This is a genomic window from Agromyces aerolatus (assembly GCF_031432255.1).
Classification (GTDB): Bacteria; Actinomycetota; Actinomycetes; order Actinomycetales; family Microbacteriaceae; genus Agromyces.
Genome location: NZ_JAVKGQ010000023.1, coordinates 1 through 19,391 on the forward strand (window position 1 = coordinate 1; position 19,391 = coordinate 19,391).

The following is a 19,391-nucleotide window of genomic DNA, read 5'->3' on the forward strand; positions in this document are numbered from 1 at the left end:
CGATGGTACTGCAGGGGGGACCCTGTGGGAGAGTAGGACACCGCCGGACATTCTTCGAGAGAAATGGGCACCCACGACGTTCAACGGCGAACGTCTGTGGGTGCCCATTTTTCAGTTAAGGGCCCAGTGCCCAGATCCCCCAGTAGCGTTGAACAGACAAGCCCCAATAGCGACAGGAACGAGCACGTGACCGATTCGCGTCAACCAGACAAGGACGAGAACCGTCCCGATCGAAACCGGTCGCGCTCGGACGGGGGTGCGTCGCGCGCAGATCGATCAGGCGGACACCGATCCGGTGGAGATCGATCCGGTGGAGATCGATCCGGTGAAGACCGCGGCGGGCGGAACGCGGGCAGCTCTGGCGACCGACGAGGTGCTTCGTCTGGCGGTCAGCGTCGTGACGGCGATCGCGCCGGGTACGGCGGCCGCGGCCGTGATGGAGCGCCTCGCCGCGATGGCGAGCAGCGTTCGTACGGCTCTCGCCGAGAAGGTGGTGACGGGCCGGGATACGGCGGGCAGCGCCGCGGAGACGCGCCTCGCCGTGACGGCGACCGGCCGGGGTACGGCGGTCAGCGTCGAGATGGCGACCGGCCGGGCTATGGCGGTCAGCGTCGAGATGGCGACCGGCCGGGCTATGGCGGTCAGCGCCGCGAAGACAAGCCTCGCCGCGACGGCGACCGCCCCGGCTATGGCGGTCAGCGCCGTGACGGCGACCGCCCCGGGTACGGCAGTCAGCGCCGAGACGGTGCGCCCCGCCGCGATGGCGAGCAGCGCTCGTTCGGTCCTCGTCGCGACGGAAGCGACCGCGGGTCGTATGGTGGCCCTCGCCGCGATGGCGGTGATCGTGGATCGTTCGGCGGTCAGCGCCGCGACGGCGCGCCGCGGCGGGATGGCGACCGGCGCCCGGGTGGCGCCGATCGCCGTACGTCCGGCCGTTTCGACGGCGATCGTCGGGCCCCCGGCGCCTCGCGGCCGCACACCGACCGCACCGGCGCGCCGGAGTACTCGGATCGACCGCGTCACGATGACCCGTTCGTGCCCGACGAGTTCGAGCCGCGGATGCTCGACCGTGGTGCGCGCGCCGAGCTGAAGACGCTGACGAAGGAGAACGCCGACTGGGTCGCGCGTCACCTCGTCGCCGCGTCCGAGTTCCTCGCGACCGATCCCGAGCTCGCGCACCGGCATGCGCTCGCGGCTTCACGGCGGGCCGGCCGCATCGCGGTCGTTCGTGAGACGGTCGCGATCACGGCCTACGAGACCGGCGATTACGCGCTCGCGCTGCGTGAGCTGCGGACCTACCGGCGCATCTCGGGCAACGAGGACCAGCTTCCGCTCATGGTCGACAGCGAACGCGGCGTCGGCCGGCCAGACCGCGCGCTGGAGCTCGGTCGATCGGTCGACCGCGACTCGCTGCCGGCGGCGGTGCAGGTCGGCCTCGCGATCGCGATGTCCGGGGCTCGACTCGATCTCGGACAGTCGGAGCTGGCGCTCGCTGAGCTCGAGATCCCGCAGCTCGATCCCGACCGTGCCTTCAGCTACAGCCCCGCGCTGTTCTCGGCGTACGCCGAGGTACTCGAGGACCTCGGGCGCCACACGGACGCGGCTGAGTGGCGTGCTCGCGCGGTTCGCGCCGAGGAGGCGCTGGGCGGCCCCGCGGAGGCGGAGGTCTTCGAGGTCTTCGAGCTGGACGAGCCGGTCGAGTCGGTTGCCTCGGTCGAGCACGACGGGCCGGTCGAGTCGGATGTCTCGGTCGAGCACGACGGGCCGATCGAACCGGATGCCTCGATTCGAGGCGAATCCACCGACCGCGCCGGTGTCGACGCCGACGTCGAGGTGGCGAGCGTGGACGAGGTCGTGGCCTCGGCGCAGGTCGCGAGCGTCGATGACGTCGTGGGCTCCCGCGAGGTCGCGAGCGTCGACGAGGTCGTGGGCGCCCCCGGGGTCGCGAGTGTCGAGGATCTCCTCGGCACCGCCGACGTCGCAAGCGTGGATGCGGTCGTGGGTGCCGCGGCCGTCCGCGAGGAGGGCGATCCGGCCGACGCGATCGAGCCCGAGGTCGCCGAGCTCCTCGCCGAGACCGACCCCGAGGCGCAGCCCGCCGATGCCGACCCGCGTGAGGAGCTCGCCGATGGCGCTGTTCCGGACGAGAAGTGAGGATGCGGCGCCGCTCGACGGCGCCGACGCCGTGCTCGCGGACCTGGACGGCGTGGTCTACAAGGGCGCACATGCGATCCCGCACGCGGTGGAGAGTCTGAACCTCGCCAAGCGCGAGCGTGCGGTGGGCTACATCACGAACAACGCGTCCAGGAGCGACGCGACCGTCGCGCGTCATCTCGCCGAGCTCGGGCTCGATGTCGAGCCGGCCGACGTCGTGACGTCGCCGCAGGCGGCCATGCATCTGCTCGCCGAGCGGGTCGAGGCGGGGGCGCTCGTGCTGGTCGTCGGCGGCGAGGGCATCGTCACCGAGCTCGAACGTCGCGGGTACCGCGTGACGCGATCGGCCGACGATGACCCTGCCGCGGTCGTGCAGGGCTTCGCGCCCGACGTCGGCTGGACGCAGCTCGCGGAGGCGGCGTTCGCGCTGAATGCGGCGGGATTCGCGAACGAGGCGGGCATTCCGTGGGTCGCGACGAACATGGACTGGACGATCCCGGTCGCGCGGGGGATCGCGCCCGGCAACGGCACCCTGGTCTCGGCGGTGCACACCGCCGTCGGCCGGTTCCCGGTCGTCGCGGGAAAGCCCGAGACGCCGATCTTCGACGAGGCGCGTCGCCGGTTCGGGGCTGAGCGTCCGCTCGTCGTGGGCGACCGGCTCGACACCGACATCCTCGGCGCCCGCCGTGCGGGCATGTCCTCTGCGCTCGTGCTCACGGGCATCGACCGGGCGAAGCAGGTGCTTGCGGCGCCCGAGCAGAGCCGGCCCGACTACATCCTCGGCGACCTGCGCGGACTGCACACGCCGTATCCGCTGATCGAGCGCACGGGGGAGACGACCCGCGTGCGCCGTGCGAAGGTGCGGATCGAGGGCGCGCGCGTCGTGATCGCGGCCGAGGGCGACGACGAGCTCGATCTGCTCCGCGCCGCGTGCGCGGCGATCTGGGGTTCCGGCCGGGCGATCCACGCGCTGCAGGTCCCCGAACGGCTCTACGCGTGAATCCGGCCTCCGCGTGGGTGGCAGCGGGTAGCGTGGAGCGCATGCACGAGGCATCCGACGCTGAGGTTCCCGTCCCGGGCGCGGACCGCGACGCGAGCGCGGCCGCCGAGCACGCCGCCACGGCCGAGCACGCCGTCACGGCCGAGCACGCCGTCACGGCCGAGCACGCCGGCACCTCGGAGGTCGCCGGCATCGAGGCGCTGCCGCTCGCCGAGCGCGCGGGCCGTTACCAGGACGTCGCCGACCGGTTGCGTGCCGAGCTGGAGCGGTCAGACCCGGCGCGTGGCGACGCCTGACATGGCGGGTCAGCGGCTCGACGCCGCCATCGCGGCGCTCGGCCTGGCGAGGTCGCGCACGCACGCGGCGACGCTCATCGCGTCGGGCGTCGTGAGTGTCGAGGGCCGGCCGGTGGTCAAGGCCTCGCACCGGGTCGAGCCCGGTCAGCGCATCGAGGTCGCGAACGCCGACCACTACGTCAGCCGGGCCGCGCACAAGCTGCTGGCCGCGCTCGACGCGTTCGGGGTCGACCCGGCGGGGCGCGTCGCGCTCGACGCGGGCGCGTCGACGGGCGGGTTCAGTCAGGTGCTGCTCGAGCGTGGTGCGCGGTCGGTGCTCGCGGTCGACGTGGGGCACGATCAGCTCGCGACCGAGCTGCGCGACGCGCCCGGGCTCGTGCTCGTCGAAGGCTGCAACGTGCGCCACCTCGACGCGGCCGCGCTCGCCCGCCTGACCGGTGTCGACGACGCACCGACCCTCGTCACGGCGGACCTCTCGTTCATCTCCCTCACGAACGTGCTGCCCGCCCTGCAGGCGAGCGCGGCCGACGACGCCGATCTGGTGCTGCTCGTGAAACCGCAGTTCGAGGTCGGCCGTGGCGGGGTGCGCGAGGGCGTCGTGCGCGATGCGTCCGCCCGGTCCGACGCGGTGATGGGCGTGCTCTGGGCGGCCTTCGACCTCGGGCTCGGCGTGCTCGGCGTCATCGCCTCGCCGATCGCCGGCGGGCACGGCAATCACGAGTATCTCGTCCACCTTCGCGCCCGAGCGGGATCCGATCCGTCACAATGGACAGGACGAGTCGACCAGCTGACCGGAGGAGGGCGCGCGTGACCGAAGGCCGGCACTTCCTCGTCGTCGCGCACACCGGCCGGCAGACCGCCCTCGAGGCGACCGGTGAGGTGTGCGCCCAACTGCTCGAAGCCGGGGCGATCCCCGTGATCGCGAACGAGCACTGGGACGACGTGCACGAGCACGTCCCGACGCTCAACGGCCGGGTGCGGCGGTTCGAAGACCTCGACGGCACCCACATCGAGCTCGTCATCGTGCTCGGCGGCGACGGCACGATCCTGCGTGCGGCCGAGCTCGTGCGCGAGCACTCGGTGCCGCTGCTCGGCGTCAACCTGGGCCACGTCGGCTTCCTCGCCGAGAGCGAGCGCGACGACCTCGACTACACCGTGCGTCGCGCGCTCTCGCGCGACTACACGGTCGAAGAACGCATGACCCTGTCGGTTCGCGTGAAGGCCGACGACGAGATCGTGTACGAGAGCTGGGCCCTGAACGAGGCCACGGTCGAGAAGGCCGAGCGCGAACGCATGCTCGAGGTCGTCATCGAGGTCGACCGGCGTCCGCTGTCGTCCTTCGGGTGCGACGGGGTGGTCATGTCGACGCCGACCGGGTCGACCGCGTACTCCTTCTCGGCCGGCGGGCCCGTCGTCTGGCCGAGCCTCGAGGCGCTGCTCCTCGTGCCGCTGAGCGCGCACGCGCTGTTCGCGCGCCCGCTCGTCGTCGGCCCCGACTCGTCGCTCGCGATCGAGGTGCTGCATCGCACCGAGGCGGCCGCGGTGCTGTGGTGCGACGGCCGCCGCATGTTCGACCTGCCGCCGGGTTCGCGGGTGATCGTGCGCAGGTCGCCCGTGCCGGTCCGGCTCGCCCGGCTCCACGAGGCGCCCTTCACCGACCGGCTCGTGAACAAGTTCGACCTTCCGGTGGCGGGCTGGAGAGGCCCGGTGGGTCGTGAGTAGCGCGACACCGGGCTCGCACGGCATCGAAGGCAGCTCATGATCGAAGAACTCGGCATCCGCGACCTGGGCGTCATCGCCGACGCGACGCTCCCCATCGGCCCGGGGTTCACCGCGGTGACGGGCGAGACGGGCGCGGGCAAGACGATGGTGGTGACCGCGCTCGGGCTGCTCCTCGGCGCGCGCGCCGACGCGGCAGCCGTCCGGTCGGGCGCGAAGCAGGCGTGGGTCGAGGGCCGCTGGTACCTCCCGGGTCAGCCCGTGATCGAGGAGCGCGTCGCCGACGCGGGCGGTGAGCTCGACGAGGGCGAGCTGCTGCTCGGGCGTTCGGTCTCGGCCGAGGGTCGCAGCCGCGCGGTCGTCGGCGGCCGCAGCGCTCCCGTCGGGCTGCTCACCGAGCTCGCCGACGAGCTCGTGGTCGTGCACGGCCAGGCCGATCAGCAGCGGCTGCGCTCCGCGGTGGCGCAGCGGGACGCACTCGACCGGTTCGCGGGCCGTGACCTGCACGAGGTGCTCGAGGCGTATCGATCGGCGTTCGAGTCGTGGCGCGACGATGCGCGTGAGCTCGACCTGCTGCGCGAGGCGCACGACGCGCGACGGCGTGAGGCCGACGAGCTGCGCGAGGCGCTCGACGAGGTCGAGGCCGCCGACCCTCAGCCCGGTGAGGACGACGAACTGCAGGAGCGCGCCGACCGGCTCACCAATCTCGAGGACCTCCGGCTCGCGGCCGCTCAGGCGCATGAGCTCGTCTCGGCCGAGAACCCGGTCGACGACCAGCCCGACGCGATCGGGCTCGTCGAGCATGCCAGACGTCATCTCGAGCGGGTCGCCCCGTACGATGCGTCGCTCTCGCCGGTCGGCGAGGCGCTCGCGAACGCGGGCTTCCTGCTCGCGGACGCGGCGGCCGAGCTCTCGAGCTACGTCGCCGGCCTCGACGCCGACGGGGCGCGCGAGCTCGAGCTCGTGCAGGAGCGGCGGGCGCGCCTTGCGGCGCTCATCCGCAGGCACGGCACGACGCTCGACGACGTGCTGACGTTCCGCGCGCAGGGCGGTCTCCGGCTGCTGGAGCTCGACGGCGACGATGAGCGCATCGGTCAGCTCGAGGCATCCGTCTCGAGCGCCGCCGCCGAGGTCGACCGGCTTGCGTCGCGACTCACCGAACTGCGGACCGACGCCGCGGCCCGCCTCGGCGCCGCGGTGACGACCGAGCTCGCGGCCCTCGCGATGCCCGACGCGCAGCTGCACGTGACGGTCGAGCCCGCGGCGGAGCCCACGGCCTCCGGTCGTGACCAGGTGTCGATCCTGCTCCGCCCGCATCCCGGCGCCGAGCCGCGGTCGGTGAGCCGGGGCGCGTCCGGCGGTGAGCTGTCGCGGGTGATGCTTGCGATCGAGGTCGTGATCGCGGGCACCGATCCGGTGCCGACGTTCGTGTTCGACGAGGTCGATGCGGGTGTCGGCGGCGCGGCCGCGATCGAGATCGGCCGCCGGCTGGCACGGCTCGCGGAGCGTTCGCAGGTCATCGTGGTGACCCACCTCGCGCAGGTCGCGGCGTTCGCGAACAATCATCTGAGCGTGGTCAAGGGCACCGACGGTCAGGTGACCGCGTCGAGTGTGCGGCAGCTCGAGGGCGCCGAGCGCGAGGCCGAGATGGCTCGCCTGCTCTCGGGGCTCAGCGACTCCGAGATCGGGCTCGCGCACGCGCGCGAGCTGCTGGAGATCGCGACGGGTCGCGCCGCATGAGACGCGACCGCGGGCACGGGCCGACCGCGTCCGTACCCGAAGGCGACACGATGGGAGCGTGGAATGCGGCAGGACGGGGCTGAAGCCCAGGAACGTGGCTTAGACTATAAGCCCGTGGTGAATGAACGCGGCGCAGGCCTCCCGAACGCTGAACTTTCCGATGGCGTGACCAAGCACATCTTCGTGACCGGGGGTGTCGTCTCCTCGCTGGGCAAGGGCCTCACGGCCGCGAGTCTCGGCAATCTCCTGACCGCGCGCGGGCTGCGCGTCGTCATGCAGAAGCTCGACCCGTACCTGAACGTCGACCCGGGCACGATGAACCCGTTCCAGCACGGCGAGGTGTTCGTGACCGACGACGGCGCCGAGACCGACCTCGACATCGGGCACTACGAGCGCTTCCTCGACATCAACCTCTCGCAGGCGGCGAACGTCACGACCGGCCAGATCTACTCGAGCGTCATCGCGAAAGAGCGCCGCGGCGAGTACCTGGGCGACACGGTGCAGGTCATCCCGCACATCACCGACGAGATCAAGCGCCGCATGCGGCTGCAGGCGTCGGAGTCGCCCAAGCCCGACGTGATCATCACCGAGATCGGCGGCACGGTCGGCGACATCGAGTCGCAGCCGTTCATCGAGTCGGCCCGCCAGGTGCGGCACGAGCTCGGCCGGAAGAACGTGTTCTTCGTGCACGTCTCGCTCGTGCCGTTCATGGGCGCGTCGGGCGAGCAGAAGACGAAGCCGACCCAGCACTCGGTCGCGGCGCTCCGATCGATCGGCATCCAGCCCGACGCGCTCGTGCTGCGCAGCGACCGGCCCGTCACCGAGTCGAACAAGCGCAAGATCGCGCTCATGTGCGACGTCGACGAGGCCGCGGTCGTGAACGCGGTCGACGTGCCGTCGATCTACGACATCCCGACGATGCTGCACGATCAGGGCCTCGACGCGTACCTGATCGACGCGCTGGGTCTCGGCGAGCGGGCGGCCGACGTGGACTGGTCGGGCTGGAGCGACCTGCTCCGGGTCGTGCACGACCCGAAGCACGAGGTCACCATCGGCCTCGTCGGCAAGTACATCGACCTGCCCGACGCGTACCTCTCGGTCACCGAGGCGCTGCGCGCCGGCGGGTTCGCGAACGACGCGAAGGTCACGCTCGAGTGGATCCCGTCCGACGAGTGCCGCACGCCCGAGGGTGCTGCGAAGCATCTGTCGCACCTCGACGGGATCTGCGTGCCCGGCGGGTTCGGGGTGCGCGGCATCGAGGGCAAGCTCGGGGCGCTGCGGTTCGCGCGTGAGAACGGCATCCCGGCGCTCGGGCTGTGCCTCGGCCTGCAGTGCATGGTGATCGAGGCGGCGCGCAACCTCGCGGGCCTCGAGGGGGCGTCGTCGAGCGAGTTCGACCCCGACACGCAGTTCCCGGTCATCGCGACGATGGAGGAGCAGGTCGAGATCATCGCGGGCGGCGACCTCGGCGGCACCATGCGGCTCGGCCTGTACCCGGCGAAGCTGCAGGAGGGCTCGCTCGCCGCGAGCCTCTACGAGGCGACGGATGTCTCGGAGCGGCACCGCCACCGGTACGAGGTGAACAACGGCTTCCGTGAGCAGATCGCCGCCGCCGGGCTCGTGTTCTCGGGCCTCTCGCCCGACCGCAACCTCGTCGAGTTCGTCGAGCTGCCGCGCGACGTGCACCCGTTCTACATCGGCACGCAGGCGCACCCCGAGCTGCGCAGCCGCCCGAACGACGCGCACCCGCTGTTCCGCGGGCTCGTGGGTGCGGCGATCGACCGTCGGCGGGCGAGCCTGCTGTTCGACGACGTCGCGAGCGCCTGATGCCCGGGCCCGTGCTCGGCGATGAGCGTGCGCCGGTCGAGGTCGTGTCGACCGAGCTCGCGTTCGAGGGCCGGGTGTGGGACGTCCGCCGGGACACGTTCGAGTACGGCGACGCGCAGATCGTCCGCGACTACGTCGACCACCCGGGCGCCGTCGGCGTCTTCGCGATCGACGACGACGACCGGGTGTTCCTGATCCAGCAGTACCGGCATCCGATCGGGTACCGCGACTGGGAGATCCCCGCGGGCCTGCTCGACGTCGACGGCGAGGACGCGCTCGAGGCGGCCAAGCGCGAGCTCGCCGAGGAGGCCGATCTCGTCGCCTCGGACTGGGCCGTGCTCAGTGAGTTCTGGACGTCGCCCGGCGGCAGCGACGAGTCGATCCGGGTGTATCTCGCGCGCGGCCTGAGCGCCACGGCCGAGGCGTTCGCGCGTGAGGCCGAGGAGGCCGACATGCAGACCGCGTGGGTGCCGCTCGACGACCTCGTCGACGCGGTGCTGGCCCGACGCCTCGCGAACTCGCCGCTGATCATCTCGGCGCTGGCCGCGTACGCGGCGCGCGCACGCGACTGGCGCACGCTGGGCGCAGCGGATGCCCCGTGGCCGACCCGCACGCCGGGCCGCGGCGTCGCACGCTGAGCAGACGCGGATGACCGGCCGGGAGATCGACACGTCGGCGCAGCACTATCTGCGGCACCTGGCCGTGGAGCGCGGCCTCGCCCGCAACACGGTCGCGTCGTACACCCGCGATCTCTCGATCTATCGTGCGTTCCTCGACGAACGGGGCCTGGGCGAGCTCGCGGACGTCACCGAGACCGACCTGTCGGACTTCGTGCGCTTCCTCGCGGCCGAGCGCACGCCGCCGCTCGCGACCGCGTCGGTCGCGCGCGTGCTGTCGGCGGTGCGCGGGCTGCACCGCTTCCTGGTCGAGGAGGGCCGGCTCGAGACGGATGCCACGCGCGAGCTGAAGCCGCCGAAGCTGCCGCTCAGGCTGCCGAAGGCGATCCCGGTCGAAGACGTGGAGGCGCTGCTCGCCGCGACCGTCGGCGACGACCCCGCGGCCCTGCGCGACACCGCGCTGCTCGAGCTCATGTACGCGACGGGCGCCCGGGTGTCCGAGGCGATCGGCCTGAACGTCGACGACCTGGTCGACGAGGAGGTCGTCCGGCTGTTCGGCAAGGGCGGCAAGCAGCGGATCGTGCCCGTCGGCAGCTATGCGCGCGCCGCGCTCGACGCGTACCTCGTGCGCGGCCGGCCCGCGCTGTCGGCGCGCGGGCGCGCGACGCCCGCGCTGTTCCTCGGGGCGCGCGGCGGGCGGTTGAGCCGTCAGGCGGCGTGGGAGACGATCACGCGCTCGGCCGAACGCGCCGGGCTCGAGACCTCGGTCTCGCCGCACACGCTGCGCCACTCGTTCGCGACCCATCTGCTGGCCGGAGGCGCCGACGTCCGCGTCGTGCAAGAGCTGCTCGGGCACTCCTCGGTCGCGACGACGCAGATCTACACGCTGGTCACAGCTGACACACTCCGGGAGATGTACACGCAAGCCCACCCACGTGCTCGCTAGAATCGAGCGAGCCGGTCGCTGAGGGGCCGGTGCTGAAGGAGATGAACCGCACGTGACCGACCGCCTCCAGGACACCGGCGAACGCACCGCGCAGACCGGTGCCGTGCTCGGTCCGACCGGTCGGCCGCTGCGCGAGTTCGCGGTGCCCGAGCCGCTCGCGGCGCACGGCCCCGCCCGCATCATCGCGCTCTGCAACCAGAAGGGCGGCGTCGGCAAGACGACGACCACGATCAACCTGGGCGCGGCCCTCGCCGAGTACGGCCGTAAGGTGCTCGCGATCGACTTCGACCCGCAGGGCGCGCTCTCCGCGGGGCTCGGAGTGCAGACGCACGACGTGCCGACGATCTACGACCTGCTGCTCTCGAAGCAGCACGACCCGGCCGACGCGATCCAGCACACGAGCGTCGAGGGCCTCGACGTGATCCCGGCGAACATCGACCTGTCGGCCGCCGAGGTGCACCTCGTGACCGAGGTCGCGCGCGAGCAGATCCTCGCGAGCGTGCTGCGCCGGGTCTCGGCCGACTACGACGTGATCCTCGTCGACTGCCAGCCGTCGCTCGGGCTGCTCACGGTGAACGCCCTGACCGCGAGCCACGGCGTGATCATCCCGCTCGAGTGCGAGTTCTTCGCGCTGCGCGGCGTGGCCCTGCTCATCGAGACGATCGACAAGGTGCGCGACCGGCTGAACCCCGCGATCGAGCTCGACGGCATCCTCGCGACCATGTACGACGCGCGCACGCTGCACTCGCGCGAGGTGCTCGAGCGCGTCGTCGACGCGTTCGGCGACGAGGTGCTCGAGACGGTCATCACACGTACGGTGAAGTTCCCCGACGCGACCGTCGCGGCGACGCCCATCACGAGCTTCGCCCCCGAGCACCAGGCGTCGAAGGCGTACCGGCAGCTGGCCAGGGAGCTGGTCTTCCGTGGCGCCGTCGCCTGACGCGGGCCAGGTCGACGCCACGCAGACGGATGCCTCGGGCTCGGCCGCCGAGCCCGCGTTCCGGGTCGCCCTCACGAACTTCGAGGGCCCGTTCGACCTGCTGCTGTCGCTCATCGCCAAGCACGAGCTCGACATCACCGAGGTGTCGCTGTCGAAGGTCACCGACGAGTTCATCTCGTATCTGCGCGGCCTCGACTCCGAGGAGGAGCTCGACCAGGCCTCCGAGTTCCTGGTCGTCGCCGCGACCCTGCTCGACCTGAAGGTCGCCGGGCTGCTGCCCCAGGGCGAGCTCGTCGACGCCGAGGACGTCGCACTGCTCGAGGCCCGCGATCTGCTGTTCGCCCGGCTGCTGCAGTACCGCGCGTTCAAGGAGGTGGCGCGCTGGTTCGCGGGCGAGCTCGAGGCCGAGGGCCGGCGCCACGCCCGCAGCGTGCGGCTCGAGGACCGGTTCCGGCAGCGCGCGCCCGAGCTGCGCTGGACGCTCACGGCCGACGACTTCGCGGCGCTCGCGACGCTCGCGCTCACGCCGCGCGAGATCCCGGTGGTCGGGCTCGACCACCTGCATGCGCCGTTGGTCTCGATCCGCGAGCAGGCGGCGCAGGTCGTCGCGGTGCTGCGACGCGGGGAGCCCGTGACATTCCGTCAGCTGATCGCGGGCGTCGAGCTCAAGGGCGTGATCGTGGCGCGATTCATCGCGGTGCTCGAGCTGTACCGGCACGCCGCGATCGGGTTCGAGCAGCTCGAGCCGCTCGGCGAGCTCACCCTGCGCTGGGCGGCCGACCACTGGGACGACAACCGACTGGACAGTCTTGGAGCCGACTATGACGAGTGAGATCGAGCGGGCGAGTGAGCTCGAGCGCGACGAGCCGGGCGGCCCGGTCGAGGCGGATGTCTCGGCTGACGCCGAGGTGGCGGGGGAGCCTGATCGCGAACTGTCGGTGGCGACCCCGCTCGACGTGCCCGGTGCGCCGCGGCTCGACCTCGACCGAGCGCTCGAGGCCATCCTGTTCGTGGCCGACGAGCCGCTCGGCGTGGTGTCGCTCGCCGCGGCCGTCGCGCGCCCGGTCGCCGAGGTGAAGGCGTCGATCGCGCGGCTGGTCGCCGATTACGACGGCACCGGCACGTCGGGCGAGCCGCGCACGGACGAGGCCGGCGAGGAGCCGACCGCGCGGCCCGTGCGGCGCGGATTCGAGCTGCGCGAGGTCGGTGGCGGCTGGCGGTTCTACGTCCGCGGCGAGTACGACGCGCTGGTCGCCGGGTTCGTGCTCACGCAAACCTCGACGCGCCTCTCGCAGGCCGCGCTCGAGACGCTCGCGGTCATCGCCTACAAGCAGCCGATCTCGCGTTCGCAGGTCGCGTCGATCCGTGCCGTCAACGTGGACTCGGTCGTGCGCACGCTGCTCGGCCGCGGTCTCGTGACCGAGATCGACACCGACCCCGAGACCGGAGCGATCCGCTATGGCACGACCGAAGTGCTGCTCACGAACCTCGGCCTGAACTCGCTCGACGAACTGCCCCACATCTCGCCGCTCCTCGAGGACGGCCAGGAAGGATTCGACCTTGACCGCGCATGAGCCTCCCACGCACGCCGGCCCGCCCGGCGACGCCGGACGCGAACGACTCCAGAAGGTGCTCGCGGCCGCGGGCGTCGCGTCGCGTCGCGTCGTCGAGCAGATGATCGTCGAGGGCCGGATCGAGGTCAACGGGCGGATCGTGACCGAGCTCGGCTCGCGCGTCGACGCCGCGAACGACCAGGTGAGCGTGGACGGCGTCGCGGTGCAGCTCGACACCGACAAGCGCTACTACAAGCTGAACAAGCCGCGCGGTGTCGTCTCGACGATGCGCGACGAGCAGGGCCGGCCCGACCTCACCCGGTTCACGGACGAACTCGAGGACCGCGTGTACAACGTCGGCCGGCTCGACCAGGACACGAGCGGACTGCTGCTGCTCACGAACGACGGCGAGCTCGCGCACGTGCTCGCGCACCCGTCGTTCGGCGTCGAGAAGACGTACATCGCCAAGGTGCGGGGCACGGTCGAGCCGCGCACCCTCCAGCGGCTCAAGTCGGGGGTCGACCTCGACGACGGCCCGATCGCGATCGACCGCGGCAAGATCCTCAGGTCGGGCAGCGACGAGCGGCACACGCTCGTCGAGGTGACGCTGCACTCGGGGCGCAATCGCATCGTGCGGCGCATGTTCGACGCGGTGGGACACCCGGTCGTCGAACTCGTGCGCCGACAGTTCGGTCCGCTGCACCTCGGCACGCTGCGCTCGGGCGAGCTGCGCGAGCTCACGAAGTCCGAACGCGGCCTGCTGCTCACGCTCGCGCGTGAGGCCGACGCCGAGCGGAAGGGACGTGCCTGACATGGTGGAGTCTCGGCTCAACGGACCGGTGCGCGTGGTCGGCGCAGGCCTCCTCGGCACGAGCATCGCGCTCGGCCTGCGCTCGCGCGGCATCGACGTCGTGCTCGACGACGCGTCGCCGACGCACGTGGCGATCGCGGTCGACCTCGGCGCCGGCCGCGCGGCCGCGCCCGGCGACGCACCCGAGCTGATCGTGGTCGCCGTGCCGCCCGACGTCACCGCGCGCGTGGTCGCGGCCGAGCTCGACGCGTTCCCCGCCGCGATCGTGACGGACGTCGCGAGCGTGAAGGCCGGCATCCTCGCCGAGCTCGTGGCGGCCGGCGCCGACGTGTCGCGCTACATCGGGTCGCATCCGCTCGCCGGCCGGGAACGCGGCGGCCCGCTCGCCGCGCGCGCCGACCTGTTCGCGGGCCGGCCGTGGGTGGTGGCCGCGCACGACGCCATCAGCTACCAGCGCGCGAGCGCGATCGACGACCTCATCCTCGACCTCGGGGCCACCCTCGTCGAGATGACGCCCGACGAGCACGATCGCGGGGTCGCGCTCATCTCGCACGTGCCCCAGGTGGTCTCGAGCCTCATGGCGCGCCGCTTCCTCGACGCGCCCAACGCCGCGCTCGGGCTCGCCGGTCAGGGGGTGCGCGACGTCACCCGGATCGCCGCGAGCGACCCCGACCTGTGGGTGCAGATTCTCGGGGCGAACGCCGTTCCCGTGCGAGACATCCTGATCGCCTACCGCGACGATCTCGACCGCTTCATCGACGCGCTCGCGCAGCCCGCAGCGCCCGGCGCCCGCCGCCGGGTCGCCGAGGAGCTCACGGGAGGCAACACGGGCGTCGAGCGACTGCCGGGCAAGCACGGCACCGACAAGCGCTTCACGACGAGGGTGGTCATGGTCGACGACCGACCCGGGCAGCTCGCGCGCCTGCTCGCCGAGATCGGCGAGATCGGCGTGAACCTCGAGGACCTGAGACTCGAACACTCGCCCGGGCGCCAGGTCGGCCTGGCCGAGATCCAGGTGCTGCCCGAGGCCGCCGAACGACTCACGAACGAGCTGGCCGCGCGCGGCTGGCGGATCGCAGGATGATGCACATGGACTCCCAGGTGGTGTTCCCCTTCGTGGTGGCCGTCGACGGGCCGGCCGGCAGCGGGAAGTCGAGCGTGTCAAAGGCCGTCGCCCGCCGGCTCGACTGGGGCTTCCTCGACACCGGCGCCGCGTACCGCGCGTTCGCCTGGCACGTCGAGGCCTCGGGTGTCGAGCTCGACGACGAGGCATCCGTCGTCTCGTGTCTCGGCAGCTTCGCGTACCGCATCGGCACCGACCCCGCGGGCTATCACGTGCGGGTCGGCGAGATCGATGTGACCGACGCGATCCGCGAGCCGCACATCTCGGGCATCGTGAGCCGTGTCGCGCGGGTGCCCGCGGTGCGGCACCACCTCATCGAGGTGTTCCGCGCGATCATGGCCGCCGAGCTGCGGCCCGGCATCGTCGTCGAGGGCCGGGACATCACGACGGTCGTCGCGCCGGATGCCCCGGTACGCATCCTGCTCACGGCGAGCGAGGCGGTGCGGATGTCCCGGCGGGCCGCCGAGCTCGACGATCAGGATGCCGCGGTGACGGGTGAGCAGCTGCGCGCACGCGACCGGGCCGACTCGAAGGTCGTCGACTTCATGACCGCGGCCGAGGGCGTGACGACCATCGACTCGACCGACCTCGACTTCGAGTCGACCGTCGACGCCGTCGTGGCCGTGATCGACGGGGTCCACGCCATCGGGCACACGCTCGCCGACTGACGGGACCGGCCCGGGTCATCCGCTCGAGCCCCCCCCCGGCTGGTCGAGTAGCGCGCGAGGAACGAGCACGCGTATCGAGACCCCGAGCAGCCGGCGGCGCCGATCCGCCCGAGACGCTGATTGAATAGAGGCGGCGCGTGCGCCGCGGCCCTGACCGTGCGCACGTCCGCCGAGGATTGAGGAGACACGATGACCGATCGCGACGAGACCGGCCGCGACGACGCCGAGTACACGCCCGAGGACGACGACCTCGCCGAGCGACTCGCCGACGTCGACGACGACCTCGCCGAGCAGCGTGCCGCGGCGCTTCGCAGCGGCCTCGAGGAGTACGACCTCGACGAGGACGACCTCGGGCTGCTCGAGCTCTCGGAGGAGGGCGAGGAGGGCATCACCTATCTGCCGGCGCTGCCCGTCATCGCGATCGTCGGCCGGCCGAACGTGGGCAAGTCCGCGCTCGTGAACCGCATCCTCGGCCGCCGCGAGGCCGTCGTCGAGGACACCCCGGGCGTCACGCGCGACCGCGTGTCGTACAAGGGCGAGTGGCTCGACCGCCGGTTCACGCTCGTCGACACCGGCGGCTGGGAGCCCGACGCGAAGGGCATCGACGCGTCCGTCGCCGCGCAGGCCGAGGTCGCGATCGACCTGTCCGACGTCGTGCTGTTCGTCGTCGACGCGGTGGTCGGCGCGACCTCGACCGACGAGCACGTCGTGCGGCTGCTCCGCAAGACGAAGAAGCCGGTGTTCCTCGTGGCCAACAAGGTCGACGACACCCGGCAGGAGCCTGAGGCCGCCGCGCTGTGGAACCTCGGACTGGGGGAGCCGTACCCGGTCTCGGCGCTGCACGGCCGCGGCGTGGCCGACCTGCTCGACGAGGTGTTCAAGGTGCTGCCCGAGGTCTCGGCCGTCGCCAAGCAGGAGATCGGCGGGCCGCGTCGCGTCGCGATCCTCGGCCGGCCGAACGTCGGTAAGAGCTCGCTGCTGAACAAGGCCGCCCGCGAGGAGCGGGTCGTCGTCAACGAGCTCGCGGGCACGACCCGCGACCCGGTCGACGAGCAGATCGAGCTCGGCGGGCGGGTCTGGCGGTTCGTCGACACCGCGGGCATCCGGCGCCGCGTGCACCTGCAGCACGGCGCCGACTTCTACGCGACGCTGCGCACGCAGGCGGCGCTCGAGAAGGCCGAGGTCGCGGTCGTCATCATCGACGTGACCGAGCCGATCTCCGAGCAGGACGTGCGCATCATCGACCTCGTGCTCGAGTCGGGGCGCGCGCTCGTCATCGCGTACAACAAGTGGGACCTGCTCGACGACGACCGCCGCAGGTACCTCGAGCGCGAGATCGAGCAGGACCTGCACCACGTGGCGTGGGCGCCGCGCGTGAACATCTCGGCGCGCACCGGACGCCACCTCGAGAAGCTCGTGCCCGCGCTCGAGACCGCGCTGGACTCGTGGGACACGCGCATTCCCACGGGCAAGTTCAACGCGTTCCTGACGGAGCTCACGCAGGAGCATCCGCACCCGGTGCGCGGCGGCAAGCAGCCGCGCATCCTGTTCGGCACGCAGGCCGCGACGCGGCCGCCGACGTTCGTGCTGTTCACGACCGGGTTCCTCGACCCGGGCTACCGGCGGTTCATCCAGCGCCGGCTGCGCGAGATCTACGGCTTCGAGGGCAGCCCGATCGTGCTGAACATGCGGGTCAGGGAGCGCCGGCAGCGGAAGTAGCCGCGTCGCGCCCGTCGACGATGTCGCGCACCCGGATCGGGCGCGCCGCCGTCATCGGGCGTTCGGCGCGCCTGGCGAGGAGGTACCCGGCCGGGACGTCGGCCTGCAGCGGCTCGACGACGTAGCGACCGCTCGCGGTCGTGACGATGCAGCCGGGTGGGTATGCGCGGGAGAGCGTGGTGGTCATCTTCGGCCATCCGATCTGGGAGCAGATGCTGGTGCCTCGGAGGGATCGCCTCGTCGGCAGCGAACCCTCATAGTATATCAGTACACCTCGGGCTCAGGGAAGCACGCGCTGCATCACGACGCGCCCCGGAGTCGGCCGGGCGACCTCGGTGAACCCCGCGGCCGCGAACATCGACACCGTGCCGTGGTAGAGCTCCGCGGCGCTCGTGCGCGCTCTCGCGGCGACGTCGACCGCGTATGCCTCGACCGTGCGTGCCCCGTGCTCCGCCGCGAAGTCGACCGCGGCGCGCGCGAGCTCGGTCGCGACGCCACGGCCTCGGTGCCGCGGCGGGACGACGAAGCAGGAGAGCGCCCACACGCCCTCGTCATCGAGGTCGGTCCGTTCGGAGCCGAGCTTCACGATCCGGCTCCGTCGCAGCCGGGTCAATGCGGGGCGCGGTTCGATCGCGCACCAGCCCACGGGCTCGTCGCCGTCGTACGCGAGCAGCCCCGGGCCGGGGCCGGGCGAGGCGAGCTGGTCCGCGAGCCGGTCGTGCATTTCGTCGTCGCCGATCTCGCGCCAGTCGCGAGCGGGGATCTTGAACCACTGGCACCAGCAGTGCGCCGCGTCGCCACGCGTGCCGAACACCGACTCGAGGTCGGCGAGCGAGGTGCGCGTCGCGGGGACGATGCGCAGCGCGGGGGCGGTGTCGTCGTCGTTGCCGTTCGCCATGCGAGCACGCTACCGCGGAACGGGGGCGGTTCGGCCCGGGTCTGCGCCACGTTGCGCGCATCCGCGCCACCTGTGCAGGCGCAGATGGCGGGCAAGTGGCGCGGAGGTGGAGATCGTGAACACTGTTCATAATGTTGTAGACTCACGATATGGAGATCACCGTGCTCGACCGGCTGCTGCAGATCGGCGAGCTGTTTCAGCGCGACATGGCGACGCACTTCGCGGGATCGCCGCTCACACCGCAGCGCGTGCAGGTGCTCTGGGAGCTCGCGCGCGGCGGCGCCTGCCCGCAGCATGAGCTCGCGGCCCGGCTCGAGGTCAGCCCGCGCCATGTGACGACGCTCGTGGATGTGCTCGAGGCGGGCGGGTACGTGCAGCGTTCGCCGCATCCGACCGATCGCCGGTCCTTCTTCGTCGGGCTCACGTTGGCGGCCGAGGAGTCCATGCACCAGATGCAGCGCGATCACGAGCAGCTGTCGGCCACCCTGCTCGACGCCGTCGCGCCGGACGACCGTGCCGCACTCGAGCGCGGCGTGACCGCGATCGCCGAACGGCTCAGCGAGCTCGTCGCCGCCGACGAGGCGCGCCGTCGCGCTGAGGCAGAGGCAGCGGCAGTGGCGGACGCAGCGGCAGCCGCGGAAGCGGAAGCGGCGTCATGACCGGGGCGGCGGTGCGCGCGGAGCGCGAGGCATCCGTCTGGGCCCGCGTGCGGAACTTCGCGTGGCGCGCGCTGCTCGTCGAGCTGCGCATCTACGCGAGCATCGGCCGGCTGATCGCGCGCCGGCCCGATCTCGCGCCCGGCGCGGCCGGATTCTCCTACCACAAGCCCGTGCTGACGATTCTCGTGATCTTCATCGTGCTGTCCGCGGTCGAGATCCCCATCATCGACCTGATCGTGCACCAATGGCCGTTCGTGCGCATCCCGCTGCTCGTGCTCGGCATCTGGGGCCTGACCTGGATGGTCGGGCTGCTCGCCGCCTACCTGATGCGGCCGCACACGGTCGGGCCCGAGGGCATCCGAGTGCGCGAGGGGCTCGAGGTCGACGTGCCGCTCACGTGGGACGACATCGCGTCGGTCGCGCTCGACCGGCGCGTCGACGAGCCCAAGTCGCCGCGCATCGCCCCGACGGATGCCTCGTGCACGCTGTCATTGCGCATGCAGGACGAGACGAACGTCGAGATCGAGCTCGAACGCCCGACGCCGGTGCGACTGCCGGGTCTGCCGCCCAGGGGCGGCGTGCACGACGTCACGCACGTGCGGCTCTGGACCGACGACCCGAAGGGGTTCATGGCGGCCGTGCGCGAGCAGATCTGACGCAGGGGGTGGACCTCCGCGGACGACGTGCGCGAAAGTGATCTCGACGCCGCGTTCCCGGGGGA

The 19,391-nt window shown here is 72.0% G+C and carries 21 protein-coding genes; 19 read left to right on the top strand and 2 right to left on the bottom strand.

The features are described 5' to 3' along the window. Positions 1-295 precede the first annotated feature (295 nt). The 17 genes from RH864_RS18100 to der all read left to right on the top strand — a co-directional run bounded on the left by RH864_RS18100 (position 296) and on the right by der (position 17,113). Positions 296-1,090, top strand: coding sequence for a hypothetical protein (locus tag RH864_RS18100; protein WP_310518978.1), 795 nt, complete (start codon positions 296-298; stop codon positions 1,088-1,090). Beyond that, positions 1,036-2,154, top strand: a complete 1,119-nt coding sequence (locus RH864_RS18105; RefSeq protein ID WP_310518979.1) for a hypothetical protein — start codon at positions 1,036-1,038, stop codon at positions 2,152-2,154. Before RH864_RS18100 ends, RH864_RS18105 begins: the two co-directional genes overlap by 55 nt. Continuing rightward, a complete protein-coding gene (locus RH864_RS18110) occupies positions 2,129-3,154 on the top strand; it encodes an HAD-IIA family hydrolase (protein WP_310518980.1) in 1,026 nt (341 codons plus the stop codon). Before RH864_RS18105 ends, RH864_RS18110 begins: the two co-directional genes overlap by 26 nt. Before the next feature lie 41 nt (positions 3,155-3,195). Then, entirely contained in the window at positions 3,196-3,450 is a 255-nt protein-coding gene (locus RH864_RS18115) for a hypothetical protein (RefSeq protein WP_310518981.1), read from the top strand. A gap of 1 nt (position 3,451) precedes the next feature. Next, positions 3,452-4,261, top strand: a complete 810-nt coding sequence (locus tag RH864_RS18120; RefSeq protein WP_310519016.1) for a TlyA family RNA methyltransferase — start codon at positions 3,452-3,454, stop codon at positions 4,259-4,261. After that, positions 4,258-5,172 carry an NAD kinase gene (locus RH864_RS18125; RefSeq protein WP_310518982.1) on the top strand — a complete coding sequence of 305 codons (915 nt, stop codon included), beginning with the start codon at positions 4,258-4,260 and terminating at the stop codon, positions 5,170-5,172. Before RH864_RS18120 ends, RH864_RS18125 begins: the two co-directional genes overlap by 4 nt. A gap of 36 nt (positions 5,173-5,208) precedes the next feature. Next, positions 5,209-6,909, top strand: a complete 1,701-nt coding sequence (gene recN / locus RH864_RS18130; RefSeq protein WP_310518983.1) for a DNA repair protein RecN — start codon at positions 5,209-5,211, stop codon at positions 6,907-6,909. A gap of 63 nt (positions 6,910-6,972) precedes the next feature. Further along, a complete protein-coding gene (locus tag RH864_RS18135) occupies positions 6,973-8,736 on the top strand; it encodes a CTP synthase (RefSeq protein WP_396130008.1) in 1,764 nt (587 codons plus the stop codon). Further along, on the top strand, positions 8,736-9,374 hold the full coding sequence (locus RH864_RS18140; RefSeq protein WP_310518984.1) for an NUDIX hydrolase: 639 nt from the start codon (positions 8,736-8,738) through the stop codon (positions 9,372-9,374). The genes RH864_RS18135 and RH864_RS18140 overlap by 1 nt, the downstream gene beginning before the upstream one ends. Before the next feature lie 10 nt (positions 9,375-9,384). Beyond that, positions 9,385-10,299: a site-specific tyrosine recombinase XerD gene (xerD, locus tag RH864_RS18145; protein WP_310518985.1), complete on the top strand. Its 915-nt coding sequence runs from the start codon at positions 9,385-9,387 to the stop codon at positions 10,297-10,299. Positions 10,300-10,351: 52 nt separating this feature from the next. Further along, on the top strand, positions 10,352-11,239 hold the full coding sequence (locus tag RH864_RS18150; RefSeq protein WP_310518986.1) for a ParA family protein: 888 nt from the start codon (positions 10,352-10,354) through the stop codon (positions 11,237-11,239). After that, on the top strand, positions 11,223-12,071 hold the full coding sequence (locus RH864_RS18155) for a segregation and condensation protein A (protein WP_310518987.1): 849 nt from the start codon (positions 11,223-11,225) through the stop codon (positions 12,069-12,071). The genes RH864_RS18150 and RH864_RS18155 overlap by 17 nt, the downstream gene beginning before the upstream one ends. After that, positions 12,061-12,813, top strand: a complete 753-nt coding sequence (gene scpB, locus RH864_RS18160) for an SMC-Scp complex subunit ScpB (RefSeq protein WP_310518988.1) — start codon at positions 12,061-12,063, stop codon at positions 12,811-12,813. The genes RH864_RS18155 and scpB overlap by 11 nt, the downstream gene beginning before the upstream one ends. Further along, positions 12,800-13,603 carry a pseudouridine synthase gene (locus tag RH864_RS18165; RefSeq protein ID WP_310518989.1) on the top strand — a complete coding sequence of 268 codons (804 nt, stop codon included), beginning with the start codon at positions 12,800-12,802 and terminating at the stop codon, positions 13,601-13,603. Before scpB ends, RH864_RS18165 begins: the two co-directional genes overlap by 14 nt. Before the next feature lies 1 nt (position 13,604). Continuing rightward, positions 13,605-14,687, top strand: coding sequence for a prephenate dehydrogenase (locus RH864_RS18170; RefSeq protein ID WP_310518990.1), 1,083 nt, complete (start codon positions 13,605-13,607; stop codon positions 14,685-14,687). Positions 14,688-14,692: 5 nt separating this feature from the next. Beyond that, positions 14,693-15,394: a (d)CMP kinase gene (cmk, locus tag RH864_RS18175; protein WP_310518991.1), complete on the top strand. Its 702-nt coding sequence runs from the start codon at positions 14,693-14,695 to the stop codon at positions 15,392-15,394. Positions 15,395-15,583: 189 nt separating this feature from the next. Beyond that, entirely contained in the window at positions 15,584-17,113 is a 1,530-nt protein-coding gene (gene der, locus RH864_RS18180) for a ribosome biogenesis GTPase Der (RefSeq protein ID WP_310518992.1), read from the top strand. Here the strand turns inward: der and RH864_RS18185 are convergent. After that, positions 17,088-17,300 carry a hypothetical protein gene (locus RH864_RS18185; protein ID WP_310518993.1) on the bottom strand — a complete coding sequence of 71 codons (213 nt, stop codon included), beginning with the start codon at positions 17,298-17,300 and terminating at the stop codon, positions 17,088-17,090. The two genes, der and RH864_RS18185, sit on opposite strands and share 26 nt — an antisense overlap. 93 nt (positions 17,301-17,393) lie before the next feature. After that, positions 17,394-18,011: a GNAT family N-acetyltransferase gene (locus RH864_RS18190; protein WP_310518994.1), complete on the bottom strand. Its 618-nt coding sequence runs from the start codon at positions 18,009-18,011 to the stop codon at positions 17,394-17,396. A gap of 149 nt (positions 18,012-18,160) precedes the next feature. Here RH864_RS18190 and RH864_RS18195 point away from each other — a divergent pair, with 149 nt between their 5' ends. Both RH864_RS18195 and RH864_RS18200 read left to right on the top strand, forming a co-directional pair. After that, the gene (locus tag RH864_RS18195) at positions 18,161-18,670 is read left to right on the top strand and encodes a MarR family winged helix-turn-helix transcriptional regulator (protein ID WP_310518995.1); all 510 of its coding nucleotides are present in this window, start codon (positions 18,161-18,163) and stop codon (positions 18,668-18,670) included. Beyond that, positions 18,667-19,326, top strand: coding sequence for a hypothetical protein (locus RH864_RS18200; protein ID WP_310518996.1), 660 nt, complete (start codon positions 18,667-18,669; stop codon positions 19,324-19,326). Before RH864_RS18195 ends, RH864_RS18200 begins: the two co-directional genes overlap by 4 nt. Positions 19,327-19,391 lie beyond the last annotated feature (65 nt).

What these genes read in the sequence shown, in the direction of transcription:
- RH864_RS18110 (WP_310518980.1), top strand. Translation starts at nt 2,129, where the DNA reads ATGGCGCTGTTCCGGACGAGAAGTGAGGATGCGGCGCCGCTCGACGGC.
- RH864_RS18140 (WP_310518984.1), top strand. Translation starts at nt 8,736, where the DNA reads ATGCCCGGGCCCGTGCTCGGCGATGAGCGTGCGCCGGTCGAGGTCGTG.
- RH864_RS18200 (WP_310518996.1), top strand. Translation starts at nt 18,667, where the DNA reads ATGACCGGGGCGGCGGTGCGCGCGGAGCGCGAGGCATCCGTCTGGGCC.
- recN (WP_310518983.1), top strand. Translation starts at nt 5,209, where the DNA reads ATGATCGAAGAACTCGGCATCCGCGACCTGGGCGTCATCGCCGACGCG.
- scpB (WP_310518988.1), top strand. Translation starts at nt 12,061, where the DNA reads ATGACGAGTGAGATCGAGCGGGCGAGTGAGCTCGAGCGCGACGAGCCG.
- RH864_RS18120 (WP_310519016.1), top strand. Translation starts at nt 3,452, where the DNA reads ATGGCGGGTCAGCGGCTCGACGCCGCCATCGCGGCGCTCGGCCTGGCG.
- RH864_RS18170 (WP_310518990.1), top strand. Translation starts at nt 13,605, where the DNA reads ATGGTGGAGTCTCGGCTCAACGGACCGGTGCGCGTGGTCGGCGCAGGC.
- RH864_RS18195 (WP_310518995.1), top strand. Translation starts at nt 18,161, where the DNA reads ATGGAGATCACCGTGCTCGACCGGCTGCTGCAGATCGGCGAGCTGTTT.
- der (WP_310518992.1), top strand. Translation starts at nt 15,584, where the DNA reads ATGACCGATCGCGACGAGACCGGCCGCGACGACGCCGAGTACACGCCC.
- xerD (WP_310518985.1), top strand. Translation starts at nt 9,385, where the DNA reads ATGACCGGCCGGGAGATCGACACGTCGGCGCAGCACTATCTGCGGCAC.
- cmk (WP_310518991.1), top strand. Translation starts at nt 14,693, where the DNA reads ATGGACTCCCAGGTGGTGTTCCCCTTCGTGGTGGCCGTCGACGGGCCG.
- RH864_RS18185 (WP_310518993.1), bottom strand. Translation starts at nt 17,300, where the DNA reads ATGACCACCACGCTCTCCCGCGCATACCCACCCGGCTGCATCGTCACG.
- RH864_RS18115 (WP_310518981.1), top strand. Translation starts at nt 3,196, where the DNA reads ATGCACGAGGCATCCGACGCTGAGGTTCCCGTCCCGGGCGCGGACCGC.
- RH864_RS18190 (WP_310518994.1), bottom strand. Translation starts at nt 18,011, where the DNA reads ATGGCGAACGGCAACGACGACGACACCGCCCCCGCGCTGCGCATCGTC.
- RH864_RS18135 (WP_396130008.1), top strand. Translation starts at nt 6,973, where the DNA reads ATGCGGCAGGACGGGGCTGAAGCCCAGGAACGTGGCTTAGACTATAAG.